Consider the following 23,991-nt stretch of genomic DNA (forward strand, 5'->3'; position numbering starts at 1 on the left):
TGGAATTATTCTCGATAGGATATAAAGGCGAGTGTATTACACGCGTACGTCCGAGAGAGATTTTGCGCTCATTTCTGAAGGATGTAGTACGTTTGTAATATCGTTTACACTCAATTACTCTAGTGCAATAAAGTAGTGGTTGTAAGATTGACTATTATTAGCCGATGCTGTATTTGACTATTCAAATTGCACGCTCATTAAGGGAGGCCAGTGATGTCATCGACTCAAAAACGAGCCATCCTGCAGGTGCGCATTCGCGAGGAAGACAAGCAGCATGCCGAGCGTCTCTACGACGCCATGGGCACATCGCTCGCCGAGGCCGTGCGCCTTTTTGTCGCGCAGAGCATTTTGATGCGCAAGCTCCCCTTTCAGCCGGTCGCCGTGCGCACAAAGGACGGCACCGCCGCCTATGGATCGCTCAAAGCATATGGAGATCCCAATCGCCGCTCCGAGGAGCGCAATGCCTGGATTGAATACCTTGCCACAGAAAGCGACGATTCGATTTTGGGTCCCGAGGAAGTAGATATCCATGAGTAGCACCATCATCGACGAGACCGTCATCCTACGCTATCTGCTTGACGACGACGAAGTTCTGTCACCGCGCGCCGCCAAGGTCATCGCCACGCGCACTGCTCGCGTCTACCCCGAAATCATCACGCGCGTCGTGGTCACGCTGCGCGACGTCTATAAGGTTCCCCGCGTTGAGATTGCTGCGGCCATGAAAAGGCTGCTCGATGACGTCATGGTCGACGAGCCCACCGTTGTCGCCCTTGCCGTCAAACTCTTTGGCAAGACCCATATGGACTTTTCCGACTGCCTCCTCGCAGCCCGAACCGCCATCTACAACGATGATGTCGTGAGCTTTGGCAAGCCCATCATCCAAGGCATGATCGATTACCGCCGCAAGCGCCAAACCGCTGCCGAAGCCCGCGACCGCGCCGCCGAAGCCCGCAGCCGAAGCACCGACTCCACCATCGACAAGCTCCGCCACCGCGGTCGCAGCTAACCCCATCCCCACCTAAGTTGCGGTGAAATAGTTCCGTTTAGGCTTATTCGCGCTTTTCAGAAACTACTTCACCGCGACTTCTACGTTGGCCATCCGAAACCGGCGGCCTTGGACCGCGAAGCACGCCGTTCGCCACAAAATGGGCCCATCTACTACGTTTAACCGATTACCCTCGACCATACCGAAATCCGAAATATCAAAACAGCTGGTAGACGGCTTGCCGATTTTCCGAAAATGCCGCTATGGTCGACCCCTGCAGGCCAAACGTAGTAGATGGGCCGCTTTCGTGGCCCAACACCAGACCGGTCATTTTGTGACAGGGCTTTTTTGGCCACATTTGCCAGCCGATCGCTAGAGCAGTCAAATAGCCCGCTCCAAATTAGCTACCCCGGCCTTTAATGGGCTCGCAAAAGCCAAAAGACAGTCCGTATTTCACCGCAACTTAGGTGGGCGCGGAGCGGGTTCGATTCCCGTCGCCCGGCGCGTAAACGAAAACAGCTCTGATCCCCAAAGAAAACCAAAGCCGTTAAAACAATTCTTATGGAGCGGGCGACGGGAATCGAACCCGCGTCATCAGCTTGGAAGGCTGGGGTTCTACCATTGAACTACGCCCGCAAGATATGGTCGGGACGACAGGATTTGAACCTGCGACATCCTGCTCCCAAAGCAGGCGCGCTACCAAACTGCGCCACGTCCCGAAGGTGTTGAGCAGCTAAGGTCTAAACCTTGCGTGTCCCAAAGCGAAGGAAATTATAGGGGAGACTCACCGCCTGTGCAAGCGCAGAAACCCTAGCTCCTCGAATGTGCGACAAACTTGCTGTGGAGCAGACCGATCACAAAGGCAACTACGGCGACCGGCGCCCACGCGGCACCGATGTCTGCCAGGGGTAGCGCATCAAACGGCAGCCACGTGCCCGCAAAGAACGCATCGCGGACCGAGGTGATCACACTCTGCACAGCAACGACGCCGCCGACCCAGACCCACACCTGCGGATGAGCGTCGCAAAAGCCGTGCACCAGGCCCATAAGCACCAGCACAATGGCAACGGGGTACAAAGCGTTGAGCATGGGCACCGAGAACATAAGGATCATGTCGAGACCCACGTTGGAAAGCACGCACGAAAACGCCGCGAACACAAAGGCGAGAACCGCAAAGGGACGGCGCATGGCCTCCTCGGACGCCTCCGCTCCCCCTTCGACCACATACGTCTCGCAGAAGTAACGCGAGCAGCAGCTGATGAGGCCGATGCACACGTTCATGCAGGCGAGGAAAAAGATCGCAAAGACCACAACCGTGCCGGCAAGGCCAAAGTGCATGGAGGCCGAGCGAGCAAGGATGGCAGCGCCGTTGATGGCGTCGGGCATCACAGTGCCGAGTTGCATACCGGCAAGGGCCAGACCGCAGTAGATGATGGCCATGAGCACGCCGGCGATCACGCCGGAGCGCGAGATCTCGAAGGCCACGCGCTTGTCGTCGGTCACGCCCAGCTCGTGAATGGTCTCGGCGATGATGATGCCAAAGGCGAGCGACGCGAGCAGGTCCATGGTCTGATAGCCGGTCAAAAAGCCCTGCACGGCAACACCGGCATTATAGGGAGCCTGCGGCGCGGCAGCGGGACCCAGCGGCGAGACCACGGCAGCGCCCACGACCAATACGATAAGGGCGATGAGCGCGGGGCCCGTAATGCGGCCGAGTACGCGTGTGATGACGCCGGGGCGCAGCGTGAGCGCAAACGCGATGACAAAGAAGCCGACGGCAAACACCAGGCGAGCCGTGCCGAGCGAGACGCCCTCGGGCAGCAGCGGCACCAACATCTCGAAGGCCGTGGAGCTCGTGCGCGGAATGGCCAGGCACGGGCCGATAGCCAGGTAGACCGCCGCGACAAAGAACTCGCCGAACTTGGGGTGCACGCGGCCGGCAAGCTCGCGCGCCGTTCCGGCAAGTGCCACGGCGATAAAGCCCATGACGGGCAGGCCGATGGCAGCGATGAGAAAGCCGAGCATGGCGACCGTCGTGGCAGAACCCGCCTGCAGCGCCAGCAGCGGCGGAATAATGAGGTTACCGGCGCCAAAGAGCATCGAGAACAGGGCGATGCCGACGGTGACGACATGGTCGGAGCGCAGACCACGCGGGGCGGATGAAGCCATGGGACCACCTTTCGGGTCGAAACAAAAACGGGACGGGCAAAAACACCCGTCCCGCAAGTATAAACGGTCTAGCAGCTTTAGCAGGCTAAATCGCACAGAGCATCGACAACCGTATCGACTTCTTCGGTCGTGTTGAAATACCCAAACGAGAAGCGGACAACGCCCTGGCGCTCGGTCCCCAGCGCACGGTGCATGAGCGGGGCGCAATGGGCGCCGGGGCGCGTCGCAATCCCCCACCCTTGCATGAGCGCATCCGAGATCTCGGCAGAGTCGATATCGCCAACGTTGAGCGACACGATCGCCGAGCGCACGGGTTGGTCAAACGCACCGTAGAGCTTAATCCCCGGAATCTTGCGCACACCGGCAAGGAAGCGATCAGCGAGCGCACGCTCGTGGGCAGCAATCGCCTCGACCCCACCCTGGGCCTCGATAAAGTCGAGGCCGGCAGAAAGGCCCGCGATGCCGTGACCGTTGAGCGTGCCCGCCTCCAAGCGCGTAGGCCACTCAAGCGGCTGCAGTGGGTCGAAGCTGTGCACGCCCGTGCCGCCCATGGCCCACGGAGACACGTCAATGCCCTCTGCCACGGCCAGGCCGCCGGTCCCCTGCGGACCCATGAGCCCCTTGTGGCCGGTAAAGCACACCACGTCGAGCCCCATGGCCTGCATATCGATATGCGCCGTGCCGGCAGACTGCGAGGCATCGACGATCACCAGCGCGCCGGCCGCATGGGCCATGGCAGCCACGCGCGCAATGTCGACCGCGTTGCCGGTCACATTGGAGGCGTGCGTCACCACCACGGCACGCGTGCCCGGCGTGACCAGCTGCTCGAGCTCGTCGTAGTCGAGCACGCCGTTCGCGTCGCAGCCCACATGCTCAACGGTCACGTCCTGCTCTACCGCCAGGCGGTTGAGCGGACGCAGCACGGAGTTGTGCTCGAGCACCGTCGTGACCACGCGGTCGCCGGGGCGCACCACACCATTGATGACGGTGTTGAGCGCCGCGGTGGAGTTGGGCGTAAAGCACACATGGTCCGCCCTCGGGCAACCCAAAAGGCGCGCAAGCTTGGCGCGGCAGCCGTGGATGGTACGCGCCGCATCGAGCGCACCCGACGTGGCGCCGCGCCCGGCATTGCCGAGCGAGCACATCGCCTGCGTCACGGCATCGATGACCGCCTGCGGCTTGTGCATGGTCGTCGCCGCGTTATCCAGGTAGATCATCGCACGACCTCCCACATATCAATCACGGTATAGCCCTCGGTGGGAATGCCCGCTGCGGCAAGCTCGCCGCGCAGCAGTTCCTCATCGGCAGGCAACGCCTTCCACGCCAGACCGCAGCCGGCAGCGACCTCCCCGGGTACGGGAATCGTTCGCCCGGGAAGGCCGCGCTCGATGCACAGGGACTCGCAGCCCATGGCGGCCGCCGTGGTGGGAAACGTGATGACAAGCGCCGGGCACTTCTCCCTCATGGCAACTCCAACCAATACGCTACGGGCGCACAACGCGCACGGCCTGCTCCATCTTCTCCACGATCACGTACATGTTGGTGACCTCGCCCACCGCAAGCTGGTCTTTAATGCCATAGTGGTCGAGGCAGGTACCGCAGGTGAGAATCTCGACACCCTGCTCCGCCAGGCCCTTCAGGTCGTCGAGCACCGGAGAGCCCTCTACGGTGAGCTTGGCACCACCGTTGTAGAACAGCATAGTCGCGGGCAGCTCCTCCTGCTGCGTCACGGCAAAGATGAAGGCCTTCATGAGCTTGTGGCCCAGCTCGTCGTCGCCACGGCCCATGCAGTCGGTGTAGACGGAAATGACGAGCTTGCCCTTGCCGGCGTTGGCGTCGCAGAAGGCAGCGCCATCCTGCTCGGGATTGGCCACGGCAACGGCGCCAGAAGTCGCCACGGTCACGTGCCACTCGGCGTCAGAAACCTTCTCGACCGAGGCCGTGCAGCCCTTCTCCTGCGCCATCTTGGAGATGTTCTTGACAGCGGTCTCGTTGTCGACCGAGGTCACCACGGCACCCTCGCCATTGAGCTGCTTCAGGGCTTTGAGCGTCTTGACGACGGGCAGCGGGCAGGCATCGCCCATGGCATTGACTTCAATTTTGGTAGACATAGCAAATTCCTTTCGAAAGAACCGTTCTAGAGAACGGTAAACAGTTACATAAACGTGCGGGCTAGCGGACAACGTGAACGGCAGGACCGCCTGGCACCGGCTCGCACACGCGACCGACGGCGGCGGCAACGCGCCCCTCGGCATGTAAACGACGCGCAAGCTCATCCGCATCCGCCGCGGGCGCCGCGATAAGCAGGCCGCCCGAGGTCTGCGGATCGTACAGCGCATCCAACATGCCTGGCTCAAGGTCCTCGTCGGCCATCACGCGCGGGCCAAAGAAGTCCTGGTTGCGGTAGGAGCCAGCGGGGATAATGCCCAGACGCGCCATGTCGAGCACCTGGTCAAAGAGCGGCACCGCCCCCGACGCAAGCTCAACCTGCACACCCGAGCCCTCGGCCATCTCGCACGCATGCCCGATCAGACCAAAGCCCGTAATGTCGGTGCAGCCGTGAAGCTCAAGTCCCTCTGCCAGACGAATCGGCGCCTCATTAAGGGTGCGCATCGAGTCAAACATGGGACCAGCCTCGTCCTGCTCGACAAGCTCGCCCTTAATGGCCGTAGTGATAATGCCCGAGCCGATCGCCTTGGTCAACAGCAGAACATCGCCCACGCGTGCGCCGCTGTTGGCGAGCATGTGGTCGAGCGCAACAAAACCGCTCACGGACAGGCCGTACTTGGGCTCGTCGTCGTTGATGGTGTGACCGCCCGCGATGGAGCAACCCGCCTCGACGCACTTGTCGGCGCCGCCCGCCAGAATCTGACCGGCAACCTCAACGCCCAGGCAGCTCGGGATGCACAGCAAGTTCATGGCATGGCTCGGCCGCCCGCCCATGGCGTAGATGTCCGACAGCGAGTTGGCCGCGGCGATCTGGCCAAACAGGAACGGGTCGTCGACCATCGGCGGGAAGAAGTCGATGGACTGCACAAGGCCAAGGTTCTCCCCTACGCGGAAGACGCTCGCATCGTCGGAGGTATCGAACCCCACGAGCAAGTTGTCGTTATGCACATTGGGTAAATCGCCCAGGACCTGGGCGAGGGCTCCGGGGGCCAACTTAGCGGCTCAACCGCTCGCGGCCGTCATGGACGTGAGCCTCATGGTGTCCTTAGCCATACGAACCCCCTTCCAACAAATCAACAACTTTAAGTATACGCCCCAGGCACGCTTCCCAAGAGACCGCCGACGGCTCGAACGTCGAAGGCGGAGCCGCAAGCGCCTGCGCGATAGCATCTGCCAGTGCGCGCTCAAACAACGGAAGGTCGGCCGCCACGGGCGTGTCGACATCCGTCATACGCGGCAACGCCACCCACGTCACGGGAGCACCGGGAAGCATCGCCTCCATCCAGGGACGAACGCCGGGCAAATCGGTCGCCACAACTTTGCAGCCGCACGCGAGGGCCTCAATCGTCACGAGCGGCAGACCCTCGTAAAACGAAGGCAGCACAAAGACGTCGGAACTGCGGTAGGCACGCACGAGCCCATCGCTATCCAGGCGCCCCGCCAGCGTCACCGGCACATCCGAGGCCGCGGTCAAGTGCTCGATACGCACGTACTCGGCATCGTCCCCGCGGCCGCCCACAAGTACCAAGCCAGATGGGCGGACGTCATCGTCAATCGGCAATGACACGGCTCGAACCAGCGACTCGACGCCCTTTTTAAAGCAAATCTTGCCCACGTACACAAGCGATCCCGGCTGCCTCGCCACGCTTGCGTCGCGGCAGAAGACGCGATGGTCGTAGCCCGTCCCAATCACGTGGATGCGATCGGCATCGACGCCGCACACCAGGCCAATCTGCTCAGCCTGCTCAGCTTGGAGCGCAAAGACGGCATCGAGCCGACGAACCGCACTTACGATGCGATCGCGCTCGAGAGCATGCGAACGTAACTGCCGCAGGTCGGTCGAATGGCACACGGCAACAACAGGCACGCCCCGAACGCGCTCGCGCGCCAATGCGGCCACCAGATACAGGTGATGGCAGAGCACCAGATCGGGCCGAAACTCAGCCACCGCCCGATCGATTGCAGCAGCAAATGCCCGCTCAAACGCCTTGAGCATCGAAGGCGTCAGGTCACGATAGCGTGTGGAGGGATAGGGCATGACATCGGACATACCGCAGATGGGAAACGGCAGCTCGGGCGACTCGAACGGTACGGCAAACACGGTAGCACGCCGGTCCAGCTCGCCTTGGGTATCACCCGGCGCCGCACCGCAAAGCACGGCGGCGCGATGCCCCGTCTCGATCTGCTCGCGCACGAGCGCGGCAAGGTAGGTGCCGCTGCCAGTGCTATCTGGTTTTTGTGCCGAGATATTGAGGATGCGCATGTCGCGGTACACCCCTAGGCCAAGGCGGCGGCGCGAATCGCCGCGCCGATGGCACCGGCAAAGCGAGCCTGGGGCGAGGTGGTCACCGGCGACCCCAGTAGCTCGCCCAACCGCTCCACCACGAAGGCGTTCTCGCACAGCCCACCGGTCAGGTAGTACGGGGCGCCGGCGGCCTGCCCGGCCATGGTCGCCACGCGCGAGACCACGCTGTCGATCACGCCACGTGCGATGTTCTCGCGCGGCTCACCGCGACCGATCAGGCTGATGACCTCGCTTTCGGCAAAGACCGTGCACATGCTGCTGATCTTGGTAGGCTCGCCGGAACGCGCCAGGTCGGCCATCTGCTGCTGGGAAATGCCCAGGCGGTCGGCCATGATCTCCAAAAAGCGCCCCGTGCCGGCGGCGCACTTGTCGTTCATGGCAAACTTGGCCACGCGGCCACCCTTGAGTTGGATGACCTTGGTATCCTGACCGCCCACGTCGATCACCGTGCCCTGCTCGCCAAACAGGCGCACGGCACCGGTGCCGTGGCAGGTGATCTCGGTCACGACCTTGTGCGCATAGGGCACGGCGACACGGCCGTAGCCAGTCGCGACCACGCGAGCATCTTCGGCCGTCACGTCATAGCCGGCTGAAGCAAGCTCGCCGCGCAAGCGCTCGGCCGCATCGACCGACGAGAACCCGGTTGGCTGCACGCACGTCCACGCCACCGAACCCGCCCCATCGACCACAGCGGCCTTAGCCGCCGTAGACCCGATATCGATCCCGATCCCTATCATGGCTCTCTCCTAATCTAAACATCAAAGACAGCAGCGCGTTCAGGCGTCTTAGCTCTAGCTTCCTCAGGTGCCGGAGGTTGCCCCGAAAGAGGAGCGCAGCGTACTTTGTGGTACGCAAGCGACGGTTTGAGGGGCAAGATCCAGTGCCCGAGGAAGCTAGAGTGTCTCGATAAAGGCGGCGATGCGCGTCTCGATCTGGCCCATATCGCCGTTGCTGTAATCGGTCTCAATCTTCATGTACGGAATACCCGCACCCTCGACAGCCTCCTGCATGCGTGCACTCTCCACGTTAAAGGTATGGCACGCCTGTAGCACGCCCTCTACCACGCCATCGACGTGATACTTCTCGCACATGGCCAGTGTATTTTCCATACGACCGTCGTTGGGCGTCATGACCGAGCAGTTGATGTCCAGGTAGCGGTCGGCGATGGCGCGCAGGATATCGGGAGCCTCCGGGTCGATCATCATGGCCGCCGTGCGCTCGCCCGAGCAGTCGTCCATGCATACGACCACACCGCCGTTGGACTCGATGGTGCGACCGATCTTGTTGATCACGCCGCCCACCGGGCAACCGGTAATCAGAATGCGCTTGGCATCTGCCGCGACCGGGCGCTCACCCGCGTTGTAGGCCTCACGCAGCTTGGCAACCTTTTGCTCCAGCTGCTGCGTATAAGCCTCGATATCAAAGCTGAACGTACCGGCAAACATGGTGCTCATCAGGTCGACGCCGCTCATGGCCGCAGGCTGGTTGGCCTGGAGGGCAAACATCTCGAGTTGCGCCGCACGCAGACGGTTGCGGCGTCGGACGGCAGCACGTAGGTCATCGTCGGTAATCGTGATGCCGTAGAAGTTCTCGAGCTCCTCCTTGAGCAGGCGGCACTCCTCGTACCAACCCTCACGCTCGTAGGCGCGATCGCGACCCTGCGGAAGATGCAGAATGTGCGTGCGCTTAAGCTCGTTGAGTAGCTCGTACATCTTCTTCTTGCCGTCGCAGGTGGTCTCGCCGATGATCATGTCGCTAAAGTACGTAAACGGGCACTTTTGCGAATAGGCAAAACCATACGTCGACTTGATGAGCGGGCAGAGGTTTGCCGGCAGCACCTTCTCGGCCTCGGGAATCACCTCGTCGGACGTACCGCACAGAGCCACGCTCGAGGCGCCCGCGGCATCGATAATCTCGAGCGGCGTATAGCTGCACAGAAAGCCGACCAGGCGATTACCCGCCTGCTTGTAATCCTTAACGCGAATAAACGCCGCCTTGCGCTGCTCGTTGAACTCCTCAAACGTGCGCGGCAACGGCTGTTCTTCGATATCGGCCATAATAGTTCCCCTCTCTTGCACCGATATACCGACAATTAAACAACAAACCCACGCCATACCCAAAAGGAAGCATCCTCTAGGGAATGGCGTCGATAAGCTCCTGCGTATACGGATCGCTCGGGTGCGCGATCACGTCCTCGGCCTCGCCCTCCTCGACAAGACGACCGCGGTAGAGCACGCCAATCCGGTCGGACATATGCCGAACCACACGCATATCATGCGTGATAAACAGCAGCGCCACGCCCGATGTGCGCTGCAGGTCGCGAAGTAAGTTGAGCACTTGGGCCTGAACGGACACGTCAAGCGCCGAGACCGGCTCGTCGCATACCACAAGGCGCGGCTCGCAAATAAGCGCCCGTGCCAGATTGAGTCGCTGGCGCTGTCCCCCCGAAAGATCGTGCGGATAGCGGTCATAATGCTCTGCCAGAAGACCGACCGAGGCCAGGGCCGAGAACGCGCGCTCATGGCGCTCATCCGCATCGCGCACGCCGGCGATAATCAGCGGCTCCTCCAAAATGCGGCCGACACGGTTACGTGGGTCAAAAGCCGTAGAGCTATCCTGGAATACCAGCTGGATTTCACGGCGAAATGGCTTGCGTTCGCGCTCCGACATCGTGGCGAGGTCGTGCCCGCGATAGACAATCGAGCCGGAATCCGCACGCTCGAGACCACAGATCAGGCGTCCAGTCGTCGACTTGCCCGATCCGGATTCGCCAACCAGGCCATAGACCTCGCCCGGTGCAATCTCAAACGACAGATCGTCCACGGCGGTAAAGGCCTGACGCTTAAAACCTGAGCCCGACATGGGATACGTTTTAGTCAGATGTGAGACCCTAAGCAGGGCTTCGCTATCAACAGCCATGGCACTCCCCTTTCTCGACAAGCCAGCATTTAGACCGGTCGCACGCATTCACGGCAAACAGCGGAGGCTCCTGCGCTCGGCAACGCTCGTCCGCCCGGGCGCAACGAGGCGCAAAGCGGCATCCACAGGGTATTGCCGTAAGCGGCGGCACTGTGCCCGGAATATCCGCCAGCGTGTCAACACGCTCGCCTTCGAGCGGCGGAATGCTCGCGATGAGCCCCTGGGCATACGGGTGGCTCGGACGCTCCATAAGGCCGCAGGCATCGATCTCTTCTACGATTTGGCCCAGATACATGACGTGCACGCGCGAGCAGATGCTCGTGACGACGCCCAAATCATGGCTGATAAAAAGCACCGCCATGCCCTCGGAACTGTTGAGGTCGCGCAGAAGGTCCAAAATCTGTTTTTGAGTCGTCGTGTCGAGTGCCGTGGTGGGCTCATCGGCGATAAGCAGGCGCGGGTGTCCGGCGAGCGCCATGGCGATCATCACGCGCTGGCGCATGCCGCCGCTAAAATCGCTCGGATACATGTCGAAGCGGGCCGCGGCATCTCGAATTCCCACACGCTCCAACAGCGATAGAGCCTCGTTGCGGGCTTCGCGTCGGCCCACCTTACGGTGGGCCCGCACGGCCTCGACGACCTGGGCCCCGACCGTCATGACGGGATTAAGCGAGCTCAAAGGGTCCTGGAAAATCATGGCGATGTCGCAGCCGCGCACCTTGCGCATCGTCTTGAGCGGACGCGCCAGCAGATCCTCGCCATCAAACACAATCTGGCCCTCATAGGCCATCTTCTGTTCATGCTCCAATAGGCGCATGACACTCTGGGCAAACACCGACTTACCGCAGCCGGACTCGCCGACAACACCAACGATCTCACCGGCATCGATATGTAGGTTGAGTTTGTTGACGGCTTCCAGCGCGTTGCCATCGCGTCCCACAAACGAGATGCAGAGGTCGCGCACGTCCAAAAGATGTTCGCTCATGGGCTAGTCCTCCTTGGTCTTGGGGTCGAGGGCGTCGCGCAGGCCGTCGCCGGCCAGATTGAGCGAAAGCACGCTTGCGATGATGGCCGCTGCCGGGAAGAAAATCATCCACCAGGCTTTGCGCATCACGTTCTTGCCCGCCTGCAGGATGTTTCCCCAGCTGGCGTCGGGCGCCTTGATACCCAGGCCCAGAAACGAGAGGGCGGCCTCCGAGAGCACGGCCTCGGCAAAGACGAAGGTCGCCTGCACCAGGAAGGGCGCCATAACGTTGGGCACGATATGCAGCCACACGATGCGCGCGGTCGAGGCGCCCTGCACGCGCAGGGCCTCCACAAAGGGCTCCTCCTTGACCACCATCGCACGCGAGCGCACGATGCGCGCCATGCTGGGCGTATAGACGATGGAGAGCGCGATGATGACGTTCCAGACCGAGGCGCCCATCATAGCCATGAGTGCGATAGCCAAAAGCACGCCCGGAATGGACATAAGGCCGTCGCAGATGCGCATGAGAATATGATCGAGCCTCTCGTTGTAGCACGCATAGGCGCCAATCACCAAGCCGAGCGCACTCGTCGCGAGCGTGACGGCAATGCCAACGCCAAGTGACACGCGCGCGCCCACGATGACGCGGGCAAGCAGGTCGCGGCCAAAGTCATCGCAGCCAAAGGGATGCGCGGGCGAAGGTGCCGAAAGTCGCAACGTCATCTCCTGCGCATTGGGATTAACCGTCCACACCAGCGGACCGACGAGCGCGATCAGCGCAATCGCCAGGAAAATGCAGCCACCGACCACAAACCCCTTGTTGGCAAGAGCCTTCTTAAAGTTTGCCATCATGAATCGCCCCATTTGCGAGCGCGCGGGTCAAAAGCGCCGTAGGCAAGGTCGACGGCCAGATTGATCACCGAATTCAACAAGGCGACGACCAGAAGCACGCCCTGAATCACCGGATAGTCGCGACGCTCGATAGAGCTCGTGACCAGCTGGCCCAAACCGGGGATGTTAAAAATGGCCTCAGTCACCACGGCGCCCGTAATCAGGGCGCCAAAAGAATAGCCGACCGAGGTGAGAATCGGCAGCGCGGCGTTGCGCAGGGCATGGGCCAGCACCACGCGAACCTCGGAGACGCCCTTGGCACGCGCCGTCTTGACGCAGTCGAGCTGCATGGCCTCGATCACGCTCGCACGCGTCATGCGCATGAGCAGCGCGGCCTGAACGCATCCAAGCGATATGGCCGGCAACGCAAGATAGCGTAAATGGCTGAACCAGCCCTTCGATAGCGGCGCATAGCCGGCCACCGGGAACACACGCAACGTGACGGCAAACAGCCACATAAGCATGAGCGCCATCAAAAAGCCGGGTATCGCCACGCCCAAAAGAGCAACGACACGCAAGACCGCGTCGGTGCGCGACCCATGTTTGAGGGCAGCGACGACGCCGCAGGGCAGTGCAATCAACAGCGCGATGAGCTGTGCCAGAAGCGCAAGCGATAGCGTGGGACCAAAGTGCTCGGCTATCGCCTGCGTGACGGGCTGGCGCATAAAATACGAATCGCCCAGGTCGCCGGTAAGCACGCCGCCCATCCACTCAACGTAGCGCTGCGGCAGCGGCTCGTTGAGTCCCAGGCTATCGTTGACGCGCTCGATCTGGTCGGCCGAAGCCTCCATGCCGAGCATCGAAGAGGCCGGGTCACCCGGTGTGAGATAGATAATCAAAAACACGACAACCGAGATGATGAGCATCACCGGAACCATCGCGCCTATACGTTTGAGCGTGTACTTCAACATGCGAGGCGTCTATTTCCCCTCTGAACGTGGACAGGGCGTGGCGGCCACAGGGGACCAGACCCCTCCAGCCGCCACGCCATCTATTGCATTACTCCGGGCGCTTGGCGTTCCAGATGATGGCACCATCGAGCAGCTCAAAGCCCTCGACATCGGCCTGCGTGCCGGTTATGGCAACGTAATGGCACAGCGGCTCGACAACCGCGATCTCGTACAGACGCTCCTGGCACTCGGCCCACTTTTTGGTTGCGGCCTTCTGGTCCTCGGCCGTGCGAGTCTCAGCGACCAGCGCAAGCGCCTTCTCGTCCGAAAGACCATAGAAGCCCTTGGAGACCGAAAGCGACTGCGCCGGAATCGGCTTGTAGTTCGTAGATGCCACAAACAGGTCCCACTGATCGGCCTTGCTGGAGCGGATATCCATAAAGGTCGCGAACTCATAGCTCTCGACTTCGGCGGTAAAGCCGGCCTTCTCGAGCTGTTCCTGCAGCGCGACAGTCGCGTTGTACATATCCTTGTAGTCGGGCGTGGTGAGCAGCCTCACCGTCTCGCCGGCATAGGAGGTCTTGGCGAGTGCCTTCTTGGCCGCCTTGGGGTCGGCCTGGTTAAAGTATTTTTTGCCGGCATCGGTCGCCCACTGGTCGTTTTCGGGGTTGCCCAGGTTGGGATCGATCGTAAAGAGCTCTTCCTCGCCATAGGCAGCCAGAGCGGCAGCCTTGCAGTCGATCGCCATAAAAGCGCACTTGCGGATAGCCTCGTCGGCAAAAATGCCTTCGTTCATGTTAAAGAACGCGGTGAGGACACCCGCGGTATGCGTGTACAGCTTCACGTCATCGTTGCCATCAAAGTCATGGAAATTCTCGGTGGGAATCTCGCCGGCGATATCGTATTCGCCGGTCTCGAAACCGCTCACGCGCGTGGAGCTCTCCGTGACAAACTGATAGATAATATCCTTCGTAGGTGCGGAGACCTTGCCGGTGTAGCCCGACGCCTTGCCCTCAGCAGTCTGATAATCGTCGTTACGGGTCAGATGAATGTACTGATCCTGCTTCCACTCCACAAGCTTATAGGCACCGGTACCGATATAGTCGGCGATGCCCGTGTCGCCCGCGGCGTCGATAACCTCGGAGGGAACGATCGCGGGATATTGGGAGTGGTTACCCAGAATCGTGAGGAAATCCGTGGCGGGCGCGGTAAGCGTGCAAGTCACCTCGTGGTCGCCCGACGCAGCGAACTGGGCATCGGGAAGCAGACTTGCCGCACGGTCGTTGACTTTAAGCCAGCGGTTCATCGAGGCGACGACGTCGTCGGGGCCAAGCTCCTTGCCGTTGTGGAACACGATGCCTTCGCGCAGCTCGATGGTATAGACCAGTCCGTCGTCGGAGACCTTGTAGCTCTTGGCGAGAACGGGCTGGGGCTCGTACTTGGAGTCGAGGCCAAAAAGCGGTTCCATGATATTGCAGGCAATATCCACGGTCACAAGCGACGACGTGGTGTGCGGATCGAGACCGTCCGGGCTCGCCGGGAGCGCGATCTGCAGCTCGTCGCGATACTCCACATCCTGGCCGGAGGCAGCGGCGCTACCGCTCTCGGCGCCCGAACCGCCGCAGCCGGTGAGGCCGAGGCCCGCCATGACGCACAGGGCAGCGGAGCCGGTCAGAAAACCGCGACGGGAAACGCCCGCCTTGAAAAGGTCGTTATTCATTGAGTTCCTTTCGTGTCTGAACAAACGGACAGAATCTGCCGGGACGGCGAAAATCCCCGCCCCGGCAGTTATGCGAAGCTGATCGGCGCCCTGCGGTGCATCCGGACACCGACCGGCATGGCAGCAAAGAAATCCCTATCGCGTGGATAGGAACACCGGGCGGCACGGCTTAACGCAGGTGCGGCTAAATCGTCTCGAGGAAGGCCTCGATGCGGGTCTGGAGCTGACCGGCGTCCTCGCCGGCGTAGTCGGTCGTGATGTGCATAAACGGAATGCCGGCTTCCTCGGCGGCCTTCTCCACGACAAACGACTCCATCTCGTAAAGCGTGCAGAACTGCAGGGCCACGTCGACGATGCCGTCGGCATGCAGGTCCTTGGCCATCTGGACAATATCCTTCATACGCTGGTCGTTGGGCGTAAAGACGGCGCAGTTGATCTTAAAGTAGCGTTCGGCGATGGCATCGAGCATCTCGTCAACCGTCTCACCGGACTCGTCAACCAGATCCTTGTAGTAGCGCGAGCCCGTGCAGGACTCCTCGCCCACCACAACGCCGCCGGCCTTCTCGATGAGGTTGAACAGCTTCCAGTTGGGCACGGCCATGGGCGTGCCGGTGTACAGGATACGCTTGGTCCCCTTGGGCGCCACGCCCTCGCCGGCCTCGACACGCTGCTCGCACTCAGCCGCCATATCGTTGATGGCTCCGGTCAGACGCGGCGTGTCGTCCATAAAGGCGGCCTGAACGGTCAGCAGGCTGTCGAGACCGCTGATGGGCGCCGGGTCGGCAGCGCGCGTGGCAGCGAGGCGCTGCAGGGCACGACGCTTCTCATTGACGGCGTGGATGGCGGCCTTCAGACGCTCGGGCGTAATCTTGACGCCACACTCTTCCTCGATCTTGGCGGCGAGCTTCTTGACCTCGGCCTTCCAGGTCACGAGCGTCGACTCGTCGTGCACGTTGGGAATATCCATGACGTACATGTTCTTTTGCGTGGCAAAGAACTCGTAGGCCTTCTTCTTGCCATCGCAGGTGTTCTCGCCTACCACCAAGTCACTCGACTCAATGTAGGGGCAGACCTCGCCCAGCTTAAAGCCGGCAAAGCTCTTGATAAGTGGACAGGTGTTGCGCGGCAGGTGCTCCTCAACCTTATCGGTTGCCCAATCGGCACCCGAGCACAGGCCCACGGGAATGCCGTCACAGGCAAGTACGATCTCCTCGGGCACGTACACGCAGAACGAACCGACGATCTTGGTGGCCTCGCCGGCCTCCTTCTTGTCGAGCATCTCCTTAATGCGGCCGCTGTGGATGTTGGTGGCCACAAAGTCCAGGTAGGACGTGGACTTGGGACGATTGTTCTGCGACAAGAACATGTCCCCGTACATCTGGCCCACGGCGCCCAGAAGCATATCGTGGTCGGCAAGATTCATGCCGAGGCTCTCCCACATCGGATGGAAATCGAATTCTTCAGCCATGACGGTTCCCCTCTCGAACCAAAAATGAATAGCTACGGTATTGCTGCACGGTGGGTGGCGAAAACCCAGCCGCGCCTAAACCCGGAATTTTGGGGAACCTGCTTTGCGGTCGATTATTTAGTTGTGCGTCGTCTCTCCCGGAGCCGTGAACATACCTGCTCATATGCGGCTCCGAGCCATATATAGGGCACGCGCGGCAACGCGGCGAATGTATGTCGTCTGCGGCATATGCGCACCCTCCTTTACAAGTTGAGGTCAACTATATCAACGGTCGTCGACCATGCGAACACCGTTGACATTCGTACGACAGCGCCGTGTGTCGTCGTTTAATAAATAATTATCTTGAATGATAAGAGTTTGCCATTCCTCATTCGGCGAACGGCAAGACAAAGCCGCCGAGGCTTATATCCCCGACGGCATTACCCGGCGCTATCGACAAACCAAATGGATCCTACTCGCATCGAAGTGCATGCGCAGCGTCTCGCCTGCTTGCGGCAGCTCGTCGACAGGCACACCCACCTTGTTGACCTTCCACTGCAGACGCATGGGCGCATCGCCGCGCGGCACGTCCAGCAGCACCAGCCGCTCAAAGCGCGAATCGCTCACACGGGCCACATGCAGGTCGTAGCTGTTACGACCCCGCTCAGCACGGTTGTCCACATGGAAGTAGCTTGCGCGAATGCCCAGGTATGCCACATTATCGGGAACCTCGCGACCCACGTTAAAGGTCATGCCCCAATCGAGCGCCTCGACTTCCTCGGGCCCGATCTTTCGTGCGCGGCTTGTGTTCTTGCAGCCCGTCAGGCGCAGCGCCGCCAGCGTCTGCGGACGGCGGACCACGTCCCCGACGGAGCCGATCTCCTCCACATGCCCGTTATGCATAACGCAGATGCGCTGGCACAGGCGGCACGCTTCGTCGATGTCGTGGCTCACGTAGAGCACGGTGCGGTTGCACACGTCAAACAGGTCGAGCATGTTCTGCTCGAGTGCGCTCTTAAGATAGGCATCGAGCGCGCTCATGGGCTCGTCAAACATAAAGATGCCTGGGTGCGCCGCCACCATGCGCGCGAGCGCCACGCGCTGCTGCTGGCCGCCCGAGAGGCGCGCGGGATAGCGGTCGGCGAAATCGGCCAGACCGAAAATGCCCAGATAGCGCTCGGCGAGCTTTTTGCGCGCGGCGGCGTCGCCCGCGTCCTTTACACCGGCGCACACGTTATCAGCCACCGTCATGTTGGGAAACAGCTGATAGTTTTGGAACAGCAGGGCACACTTGCGCTCCTGGGGCGACAGGTTGATACCCGCCGCCGAGTCAAAGAAGGTCACGCCGTTGACGACGATCTCGCCCTCGTCGGGCGTCTCCACGCCGGCAATGCAACGCAGCGTACAGCTCTTGCCGCAACCCGAGGCGCCCAGCAGCGCCACACACTCCTCGCCGGCTTCGAGTTGGATGTCGAGGGTGAACCCCGGATAGCGCTTTTTGATATCCAGAACAAGCGACATGGCTTATCGACCTCCCTTTGCGACCGTATCATCGCGCATGAGCTCGGCCAGCGCCTCGCGATCGATACGCAGCGCATCGCCGCCGACTGGGTCGAGCGAATCGGTCTGGCCGCCCAGCTGCTTGGCCTGCTTGCGCTCCGCGCGGGACAGGCCGCGCTCGCGGTACTTTTGCGAATGCGCCGTGTACATATTGATGAACAGAATGACCAGGAAGCTGAACGCGATTACGACCACGACCCAAAAGAGGGCCACCGACGTATTGCCGCCCATCCACTCAAAGTAAATCGCAATGGGAATGGTCTGCGTAATGCCGGCATAGTTGCCCGCAAAGAACAGCGTGCAGCCAAACTCGCCCATCGCGCGAGCGAAGGCGAGCACCGTGCCGGCAGCAATCGAGGGCCAGCCGAGCGGCATCATGAGCTTGGCAAAGATGCGGCGCTCGGACCAGCCCAGCGTGCGCGCCGCATCGAGCATCTGCGTGTCGAGGCTCTCGAAGGCTCCGAGCGCCGTGCGGTAGACCAGCGGAAACGACACAACGACGGCCGAAATGACCGCCGCGGGCCAGGTAAAGACAATCGAGATGCCGTGCGCGATGAGCCACTGGCCCACCCCGGTCGAGCGGCCAAACAGCATGAGGAGCAGAAAGCCGCAGACCGTGGGCGGCAGCACCATAGGAATCGTAAAGACCGAATCGAGCAGGCCCTTGATGCGACTCGAGGTACCCATAGTCTTCCACGCGGCGAACAGGCCCAGCGCGAAGGAGATCAGCAGGGCAAGGCCGCTCGTTTTTATGGACACCCAAAACGGGCGATAGTCGATGTCGCCCAAAAAGGAGGCCAGAGAGGTCAAGGGCCCCTGCTCATCCCGCAACACGACAGACGATGCTTCTACCATTTGAGCGCTATCAAGCCAGCGCGCGCCGCCCTTGGCATCACCCGAGGCTGATGCAATCACCACATAGCGGTCCCCATCCGCACCGTGCTCGTCAAAGCTATAGGTATACCCGCCGGCATCAAACGTTGTTTCCGCCGTGACATACCAAGGAAGATCCACGTCCCCCAGCTGTGCACCCCCCATGCAGTTTGCGCTGTCGAGCTTACAGACGAGGGCCTTGAGACCCGATACGCACTCGTTGTCCTGCGGATCCAATCCAAACTTCTCGACCGCCTTGGGCGATATCCACGCCACAACGCGATCGGCAGCAGGCGCCACTACAAGGTCCACGTCCTCGTCAACGGGAAACCGGTAGCCCTCAGGCTGGCCTTCCATGGCACGAGCGGTCCCCTTGGCCAACCGCTCAAAACCCTCGATGCCATAGGAAAGCCCATGAGCGGTCGCAGCGACCTGGGCCCCGTCCTCGGCGTCCCCAGCAAACGCAAATCCCGGCACACAGCAAAGCGCGAAGGTCAAAGCACAGGCGACAAGCATGCGGAATCTATTAAGCACGAAAAGCTCCAAGCGAATACAAGGACGGAGTGAAACACAAAACGATGGAATTATCGCGCCAAGCCGCACTACTCGGAAAGCTCAAAGCCGTACTTAGCCCAAATCTTCTGGGCCTTCTTGTTGGACAGGCAAAAGTCGATAAACGCCTTGGCATCGTCGGCGTGTTCGGAGCTCTCGGCAACGGCACCCGGGTACACGATGGGCTTATGCGAGTCCTCGGGACACACAAAGGCCTCCTCGATGCCGTCGTAGCGGAAGATATCGGAGCTGTAGACAAAACCGGCCACGCAGTCACCTGTGGACACATAGGCGGCGGCGGTGCCCACCTTATCGGCCAGTGCAACCTTATCGGCGATCTCGGGAGCATACTCGCCGTCGTCGCCCTCGGTGCCGGTGTAGAGGCCCACGGAGGCCAGGGCCTGGTCGGCGTACTTGCCGGCGGGGACGGTCTTGGCGTCGCCAATAGCGATCTTGCCGTCCAGGTTCGCGACGTCGGCGATGGCCTCGACCTTGGTGTCGGAGCCCTCGGCGCGAATGATCACCAGGTCGTTGACGAACATGTCCTCACGCGTGTCGGCGTCGACGAGCTCGGCGGCCTCGGCGTCGTCCATGGTGCCCTTGGAAGCCGTGATGAGCACGTCGGCGACGGCACCGGCGCGCATCTGCTCGACAAGGTCGCCAGACGCCTTAAACTGCGTGTCGGCAAACGTGGTGCCGGTCTGCTCGGTGTAGAGCTCCTGAACCTCGGGCAGGGCCTTCTCGAGCGAGTTGGCGGCAAAGACCTGCAGCTCGGCAGCTTTCTTGGAAGATGCCTTAGCAGAACCGGTATCGGAGCCAGCCGGCTCAGGCCCCTTGTTGCCGGAGCAGCCGGCAAGACCAAGGCCGGCAGCGGCGACAGCAGAAAGCGAGACGAACCCGCGGCGAGAAACCATATCGAACATGTTCAACCCTTTCGAAGGCTACGCCCGGGCGCCCGCCGCGAGCTTTATACTGTAATTAGATTATACTTCCGCGCGAATAATGATAGTGAGAATTTATTCTCACCAGAGAATATAGTTTCAAGTTACCATGCACCTCGGCGTCGATTCGGCGGAAAACAATAGCGGAGCGACCGATGAGGTCGCTCCGCCGCAGGTAGTGCGATTATTTGGCGTGCCCGCCGCCCGCCGTCATTTGGGCCGCATGTTCCAGTTGATCCCTCACGGCCTCCCAGCTTTCGCGGGCCGCTTTCGTGGATCCCGGAAAGTTGATGACAAGCGTATACCCACGCTGCATGCACACGGCGCGCGAGAGCATAGCGCGGCGCGTCTTGGTCATGGAGTACGCACGGATTGCCTCTGCAATACCCGGCACATCGCGGTCGCAGACGGCACGCGTCGCCTCGGGCGTTACATCGCGCATCGAAAGCCCCGTGCCGCCGCAGGTGAGCACGACATTGGCGTGGCACTCATCGGCGGCTTCCACAATGGCATCACCGATCTCGCTGGCGTCGTCGCGCACGACCACATGTGAGGCGACCGTCCAGCCCTGCGTCTCGATAAGGTCCTCGAGCGCAGCACCCGCCTCGTCCTGGGCAAGATCGCGCGTATCCGAGCACGTCACGATCGAAATCTTCAAGTCCACAGTATTCCTCCTATAGCACCGTGCCCTCAGGCAGGTCGACACGCACGACATCCACGGCGTCGCCCGCCGCAAGGTCGCACGGTCCTTCGTCAATACGCAGCAGGCAGTTGGCCCGCTGCATCGTGCCGAGCAGCGCCGAATTCTGCGACTTGGCCTCGGTCACCAACAGCTCACCGGTCTCGGAGTCGCGCAAAACCGTGGCGCGATCGAAGAAGCGGCGGGGCTGTCGCTTTTTCACGCCGTGCGTGAGCGTCGCCTGCTGCACGGGACGCGCACCCTCGGCAAAGCCGCGCATCTTGCGGATCGCCGGACGGGCGAGCATCTCAAAGCCCACATACGCCGCGGCCGGATTGCCTGAAAGCCCCAGGTAGGGCTTACCCCCGAGCAAGCCAAACGTGATGGCCTTGCCCGGACGCATCGAGATGCGGTCAAACAGCACCTCGCCCTCACGCCGGACGAGCGCCGTCACGTAGTCGTAGTCGCCCGCCGAGGCGCCGCCGCTCGTAATGACAAAATCGCACTCCTGCACGGCACGATGCACCAGCTCGGCGATTGCCTGCTCATCATCGGGCGCAATGCCGTAGAACACGGGCTCGGCGCCGGCATCGAGTGCCTCGGCCCTTAACGCCGAGGAGTTGGAGTCGCGAATCTGCCCGCGCGCCGGCACGTTACTCGGTGCGACCAGTTCCGTGCCTAGCGAGATGATGCCCACGCGCGGGGCAGCGTGCACCTTCACGCTCGCGTATCCGGCGCTTGCCAGCAGACCCGCGCCCGCCGGAGCCACAACCTCCCCGGCGCGCATCACGACGTCGCCGGCATGGGCCTCCTCGGCGGCAGAGCGAACGTTCTCCCCCACCTTGGCCGGCGCCGAGAAGCTCACGTGCGAGCCCTCGTTGCCGTCACCGACAAGCACCTCAACGATCTCGTATTTCACCACGGCATCCGCACCCTCGGGCACCGGCGCGCCCGTCATGATGCGGACTGTCTCGCCCGCGCCGATTGTACCCTCAAACACATGGCCCGCGGCCTCGTGTCCGATAACGTCGAGCGTCACCGGCGCCTCGCCAGATGTCTGCGCCAAGTCCGCAGAGCGCACGGCATATCCATCCATAGCGCTGTTGGCAAACGGCGAGATGTCGATATCGGCCACCGCGTCCTCGGCCAAGGGAAGACCGGCGGCCTGCCACACGGGAATCTCGACGAGATCGGTCGGAGCAACGTGCGACAGAACAATCGACTGCGCGTCCTCCAGCGGAATGAGTTTCTCTGCCATATGCACCTCTTAATGCCACGGCGCACAACAGGGACGCCGATTCTTTATGCTTGTCTCAGTATAATCCCCCGACGCGCGACCGCGACTTGGCCTGTACCCGCAAATACACCTGTCGGCCGCAAGCCGCGAAACAGAATGGAAACCAACCCACCGGTTCGTCGCGTTTGCCGCGTTCTATAATGCTTGCGTTGCAACCTAAAAGAGGAACGTATGGCTCATAACGACAAACCCGAAAGCGCAAACGAGGCGCAGGATCATTCCCAGCCGCTCGATGACGGCGGCTTTTTCTCCCTGAACGACGCCATCATGGCAGGCAGGCATCAGCTCACCCGCTCCGAACATCTCTTGGCTGCCGACACGCGTCGCAACGCCCGCAACCTACTCGCGAGCGCTAAGTTGCTCGTACTCGTCGTCATCGTCTCGCTCGCCATGGGCGTTGCCGCTTGGGCGTTTTTGGCCTCGTTGAATATCGCGACCGACTATCGCGAGCACCATGCGTGGATTTACGCGCTGCTTCCCGTTGTGGGCGTTGCCACCGCATGGGTGTACAAAAACCACGGTCTTGCCGCCAAACGCGGTAACAACCTGGTCATCGACTCCGCCTTGGGCACACGCCTCATCCATATGCGCATGGCCGTCCTCACCTTCATCTGCTCCACGCTCACGCACCTAACGGGCGGATCGGCCGGTCGCGAGGGAGCCGCAGTGCAGATTGGCGGCACCATCGCCAGCAACATCTCGAGCCTCGCCCACCTCAAAAAGCATGATCACCACGACCTCATGCTCGCCGGCATCTCATCCGCTTTTGGCGCCGTATTCGGCTCGCCCCTCGCCGGAGCTTTCTTTGGCATGGAGATGTGCTTTATCGGCAAGATCGACTACACCGCGGGCATCTACTGCCTGGTCGCCTCGTTTACCGGCTACTTTACATCACTCGCCCTGGGTACCGAGTACGAAGCGAATGTCATCGCCAGCGTTCCCAACATGACACCACGAACGGTTGTCATCGTTGTTATCAGCGCCATCATCTTCGGTCTGACGGCACGCCTCTTTGCCTGGTCGGTTCGAACCGTCAAGAGCCTGTACGGTCGCTTTATCACCAATTACCTCGTTCGCGCACTCATAGGCGCACTCGTGGTTTTGGCCGCCTATGCCCTCCTCGATGCCTGGGACTATGCCGGCCTTTCCACGTGGCTTTCGGGCGCCGGATTTGCAGGCAACACCACCTTGGCGGACGCAGCCATCAAGCTGGTCGTCACAGCGCTTACCCTGGGCGCAGGCTTCCAAGGCGGCGAGGTCACGCCCCTGTTTGGCATCGGTGCGGCACTCGGTGGCTGGATCGGTTGCCTTACCGGGCTCGACCCCAGTTTTCTGGCGGCTCTCGGCATGCTCGGCGTGTTCTGCGCCGGCCTCAACGTGCCCATCACCACCTGCATGATGGCCATCGACCTGTTCCACGGCACGGCCGCCGGGTTCTTTGTCATCGTGGCCTTTATCAGCTATCTCGCCGGCGGACACCGCGGCGTGTACCCCGCCCAGCGCATCATCTCACCCAAGCGCCGTTCGCTTATTGTGGATGAGGGCGGTACGGTAGCGGATGCTATCGAGCGCCAGAACGACCTGATAGAGTAGACGTAAGTATTCGCCGTGCAGCCACAATCGGGGG

At 61.4% G+C, this 23,991-nt stretch carries 22 protein-coding genes and 2 tRNA genes; 3 read left to right on the plus strand and 21 right to left on the minus strand.

What is annotated here, in order from left to right:
- Nucleotides 1-213: 213 nt before the first annotated feature.
- Together DWY05_RS02720 and DWY05_RS02725 are read left to right on the plus strand one after the other, a co-directional pair.
- Nucleotides 214-537, plus strand: coding sequence for a type II toxin-antitoxin system RelB/DinJ family antitoxin (locus DWY05_RS02720; protein ID WP_117820338.1), 324 nt, complete (start codon nt 214-216; stop codon nt 535-537).
- Nucleotides 530-1,006, plus strand: a complete 477-nt coding sequence (locus tag DWY05_RS02725; RefSeq protein ID WP_199409526.1) for a PIN domain-containing protein — start codon at nt 530-532, stop codon at nt 1,004-1,006. The genes DWY05_RS02720 and DWY05_RS02725 overlap by 8 nt, the downstream gene beginning before the upstream one ends.
- A 541-nt stretch (nt 1,007-1,547) precedes the next feature.
- Here DWY05_RS02725 and DWY05_RS02730 read toward each other — a convergent pair.
- From DWY05_RS02730 to glp, 21 genes are all read right to left on the minus strand, one after another.
- Nucleotides 1,548-1,621 (minus strand) — tRNA-Gly (locus DWY05_RS02730).
- A 6-nt stretch (nt 1,622-1,627) separates the two neighbouring features.
- A tRNA-Pro gene (locus DWY05_RS02735) sits at nt 1,628-1,704 on the minus strand.
- A gap of 91 nt (nt 1,705-1,795) precedes the next feature.
- Entirely contained in the window at nt 1,796-3,154 is a 1,359-nt protein-coding gene (gene brnQ, locus DWY05_RS02740; protein ID WP_117820339.1) for a branched-chain amino acid transport system II carrier protein, read from the minus strand.
- A gap of 77 nt (nt 3,155-3,231) precedes the next feature.
- A complete protein-coding gene (locus tag DWY05_RS02745) occupies nt 3,232-4,371 on the minus strand; it encodes an aminotransferase class V-fold PLP-dependent enzyme (protein ID WP_117820340.1) in 1,140 nt (379 codons plus the stop codon).
- Entirely contained in the window at nt 4,368-4,619 is a 252-nt protein-coding gene (locus DWY05_RS02750; protein ID WP_117820341.1) for a DUF3343 domain-containing protein, read from the minus strand. Before DWY05_RS02750 ends, DWY05_RS02745 begins: the two co-directional genes overlap by 4 nt.
- Before the next feature lie 19 nt (nt 4,620-4,638).
- Nucleotides 4,639-5,265: a sulfurtransferase-like selenium metabolism protein YedF gene (yedF, locus tag DWY05_RS02755; protein ID WP_117820342.1), complete on the minus strand. Its 627-nt coding sequence runs from the start codon at nt 5,263-5,265 to the stop codon at nt 4,639-4,641.
- Nucleotides 5,266-5,326: 61 nt separating this feature from the next.
- Entirely contained in the window at nt 5,327-6,376 is a 1,050-nt protein-coding gene (selD, locus tag DWY05_RS02760; protein ID WP_117820343.1) for a selenide, water dikinase SelD, read from the minus strand.
- On the minus strand, nt 6,369-7,586 hold the full coding sequence (locus DWY05_RS02765) for a glycosyltransferase family 4 protein (RefSeq protein WP_117820344.1): 1,218 nt from the start codon (nt 7,584-7,586) through the stop codon (nt 6,369-6,371). Before DWY05_RS02765 ends, selD begins: the two co-directional genes overlap by 8 nt.
- A 14-nt stretch (nt 7,587-7,600) precedes the next feature.
- Nucleotides 7,601-8,365 carry an acyl-CoA dehydratase activase gene (locus DWY05_RS02770; protein WP_117820345.1) on the minus strand — a complete coding sequence of 255 codons (765 nt, stop codon included), beginning with the start codon at nt 8,363-8,365 and terminating at the stop codon, nt 7,601-7,603.
- Between the two features lie 156 nt (nt 8,366-8,521).
- Entirely contained in the window at nt 8,522-9,685 is a 1,164-nt protein-coding gene (locus DWY05_RS02775; protein ID WP_199409528.1) for a double-cubane-cluster-containing anaerobic reductase, read from the minus strand.
- Between the two features lie 76 nt (nt 9,686-9,761).
- The gene (locus DWY05_RS02780; protein WP_158558670.1) at nt 9,762-10,547 is read right to left on the minus strand and encodes an ABC transporter ATP-binding protein; all 786 of its coding nucleotides are present in this window, start codon (nt 10,545-10,547) and stop codon (nt 9,762-9,764) included.
- A complete protein-coding gene (locus DWY05_RS02785; protein WP_117820347.1) occupies nt 10,537-11,532 on the minus strand; it encodes an ABC transporter ATP-binding protein in 996 nt (331 codons plus the stop codon). Before DWY05_RS02785 ends, DWY05_RS02780 begins: the two co-directional genes overlap by 11 nt.
- Nucleotides 11,533-11,535: 3 nt before the next feature.
- Nucleotides 11,536-12,366 (minus strand): ABC transporter permease, encoded by an 831-nt coding sequence (locus DWY05_RS02790; protein WP_199409529.1) that lies wholly within the window; start codon nt 12,364-12,366, stop codon nt 11,536-11,538.
- Nucleotides 12,363-13,316 carry an ABC transporter permease gene (locus DWY05_RS02795; protein ID WP_117820349.1) on the minus strand — a complete coding sequence of 318 codons (954 nt, stop codon included), beginning with the start codon at nt 13,314-13,316 and terminating at the stop codon, nt 12,363-12,365. Before DWY05_RS02795 ends, DWY05_RS02790 begins: the two co-directional genes overlap by 4 nt.
- A gap of 88 nt (nt 13,317-13,404) precedes the next feature.
- The gene (locus DWY05_RS02800) at nt 13,405-15,015 is read right to left on the minus strand and encodes an ABC transporter substrate-binding protein (protein WP_117820350.1); all 1,611 of its coding nucleotides are present in this window, start codon (nt 15,013-15,015) and stop codon (nt 13,405-13,407) included.
- 184 nt (nt 15,016-15,199) lie between these two features.
- Nucleotides 15,200-16,483, minus strand: coding sequence for a double-cubane-cluster-containing anaerobic reductase (locus DWY05_RS02805; protein ID WP_117820351.1), 1,284 nt, complete (start codon nt 16,481-16,483; stop codon nt 15,200-15,202).
- A 429-nt stretch (nt 16,484-16,912) separates the two neighbouring features.
- Entirely contained in the window at nt 16,913-17,983 is a 1,071-nt protein-coding gene (locus DWY05_RS02810; protein WP_117820352.1) for a sulfate/molybdate ABC transporter ATP-binding protein, read from the minus strand.
- A 3-nt stretch (nt 17,984-17,986) separates the two neighbouring features.
- Complete coding sequence (gene modB, locus DWY05_RS02815) at nt 17,987-19,429, minus strand: molybdate ABC transporter permease subunit (RefSeq protein ID WP_233503961.1); 1,443 nt, start codon at nt 19,427-19,429, stop codon at nt 17,987-17,989.
- A 68-nt stretch (nt 19,430-19,497) separates the two neighbouring features.
- Nucleotides 19,498-20,370, minus strand: coding sequence for a molybdate ABC transporter substrate-binding protein (gene modA / locus DWY05_RS02820; protein WP_117820354.1), 873 nt, complete (start codon nt 20,368-20,370; stop codon nt 19,498-19,500).
- Between the two features lie 202 nt (nt 20,371-20,572).
- Entirely contained in the window at nt 20,573-21,052 is a 480-nt protein-coding gene (locus DWY05_RS02825; protein ID WP_199409530.1) for a molybdenum cofactor biosynthesis protein B, read from the minus strand.
- Between the two features lie 10 nt (nt 21,053-21,062).
- On the minus strand, nt 21,063-22,325 hold the full coding sequence (gene glp, locus DWY05_RS02830) for a gephyrin-like molybdotransferase Glp (RefSeq protein WP_117820356.1): 1,263 nt from the start codon (nt 22,323-22,325) through the stop codon (nt 21,063-21,065).
- Nucleotides 22,326-22,535: 210 nt separating this feature from the next.
- Here glp and DWY05_RS02835 point away from each other — a divergent pair, with 210 nt between their 5' ends.
- Entirely contained in the window at nt 22,536-23,957 is a 1,422-nt protein-coding gene (locus tag DWY05_RS02835; protein WP_199409531.1) for a chloride channel protein, read from the plus strand.
- Nucleotides 23,958-23,991: the final 34 nt, after the last annotated feature.

The sequence above is a fragment of the Collinsella sp. AF23-4AC genome (genome assembly GCF_003462685.1).
Classification (GTDB): Bacteria; Actinomycetota; Coriobacteriia; order Coriobacteriales; family Coriobacteriaceae; genus Collinsella.